The organism is Desulfosarcina sp. (assembly GCF_041551955.1).
Classification (GTDB): Bacteria; Desulfobacterota; Desulfobacteria; order Desulfobacterales; family Desulfosarcinaceae; genus Desulfosarcina.
The window spans coordinates 1-1,909 of sequence record NZ_JBFELV010000616.1 but is presented as its reverse complement, the minus strand read 5'-3'; the positions used below and the strand labels follow the sequence as shown (position 1 = coordinate 1,909).

Genomic DNA, 1,909 nt, shown 5'->3' with positions numbered 1-1,909 from the left:
TTGTGGAGATGTTTGTCGGCGTGGGTGCGGCCCGCGTGCGCGATCTTTTCTCCCAGGCTGCGGCTCAGGCACCCTGTATCATCTTTATCGATGAACTGGATGCCCTGGGCAAAGCGCGGGGCATGAATGTGATGGGCGGCCATGACGAACGCGAGCAGACGCTTAACCAGCTCCTGGTGGAGATGGACGGTTTCGAAACGAATAAAGGGGTCATCATCATGGCTGCGACCAACCGGCCGGAAATTCTCGATCCGGCGTTGCTGCGGCCGGGCCGCTTTGACCGGCAGGTGCTGGTAGACCGGCCGGACATCAATGGACGCGAAGCCATCTTGAAAATTCATTCCAAAAATGTGGTCCTGGGTTCCGAAGTCGACCTGCGCATGATCGCCGGCCGCACCCCGGGCTTTGTGGGAGCAGACCTGGCCAACATCATCAATGAAGCCGCCCTTCTGGCTGCCCGCAACGATAAGGAAACAGTGGAGCTGACGGATTTCGACGAGGCCATCGACCGGGTGGTGGCGGGCCTTCAGAAGAAAAACCGGGTGATGAATCCCAAGGAGAAAGAGATAGTCGCCTTCCATGAATCCGGACATGCAATTGTGGCCGAGTCGGTCGAGCACGCCGACCCCGTGCATAAAATCTCGATCATACCCCGCGGAATTGCGGCGCTGGGCTACACCCAGCAGCAGCCCACCGAGGACCGTTACTTGATGACCCGCGCAGAGCTGCTGGACCGGCTGGCCGTCCTCCTGGGTGGTCGTGTCGCCGAGGAGCTGGTGTTCAACGAAATTTCGACCGGGGCCCAGAACGACCTGCAGCGGGCGACGGACATCGCCCGCTCCATGGTCACGGAATATGGCATGAGCGACCGCCTGGGACTGGTAAGCTACGAACGCCCGCGCCAGGCGATGTTTCTCCCGGAAAGTTTCTCTTCCGCTAAACATTACAGCGAAGCCAAAGCCGCCCAGATCGATGACGAGGTCTCCCGTTTTGTCGATGAAGCCCATCAGCGCGTGCGAGAAATCCTCTCGGAGCGGAGAACCGTTCTTGATGATCTGGCTCGTCTCCTCTCGCAGAACGAAAGTGTGCAGGGAGATGAACTCAGGCAGATGTTGTTGGCCGCCAAACTCGGAACGGTAGCTGCGTCGCCCGTTGATCTGACCGTAGACATCAACGGAAAAACGCATGATTCCAAATAATCAGATTACCCTGCTCCAAAACGGGGAGGTTTATTTCCCTGCGCTCGAGGCAGCAATCGATCGGGCGATGCATGAAATCTATCTGGAAGCCTATATCTTTGAAAACGACAATACCGGACGACGGATCGCCGAAACACTCAGGCGGGCGGCCTTACGTGGCGTAAAAACCCACGTGCTGATCGATGGATTTGGCTCGATCGGTTTTCCGAAAACCATGATCGATGACCTTGAGGCGGCCGGCGCAAGGGTGCTGAAGTTCCGGCCCAAGACATCCCCCTGGACGCTGCGGCGCCGGCGGTTGCGTCGCTTGCACCGCAAAATCGTGGTCGTGGACCGGACGATCGCATTTGTAGGTGGAATAAATATTAACGATCATTGGGATTTAAGTAGCCAAACATCGCTGCGAGTTGACTACGCGGTGAGTATTCAAGGGCCGCTGGTAAAAGAAATTCATGATTCCGCCCGCCGGGTATGGTCGCGCGTGGCCTGGATGCGCTGGCTTCCCGACCGGGGCAGGAACGACGACAGATATAGGCCTTCAAACGAACCCACAGGCCTGATGCAGGCGGCTTTTCTGGTACGCAACAACATCCGCCACCGCCGCGATATTGAAAATGCCTATCTGCAGGCGATTGAACAGGCGCAAGTCGAAATTATTCTTGCAAGTGCCTACTTTTTCCCCGGGTTGAATTTTCGTCACGCGCTTTTGG

Annotated in this window: 2 protein-coding genes; both read left to right on the top strand. The window is 57.2% G+C overall.

Annotated features, from left to right (window positions below; all coding sequences use genetic code 11):
* Nucleotides 1-1,199 (top strand): ATP-dependent metallopeptidase FtsH/Yme1/Tma family protein (locus ABYV26_RS24875; protein WP_372684040.1); only part of this gene is annotated, 1,199 nt, incomplete at its 5' end.
* Nucleotides 1,186-1,909: phospholipase D-like domain-containing protein (locus tag ABYV26_RS24870; protein ID WP_372684039.1), on the top strand; the 724-nt coding region annotated here is incomplete at its 3' end. The genes ABYV26_RS24875 and ABYV26_RS24870, both read left to right, overlap by 14 nt.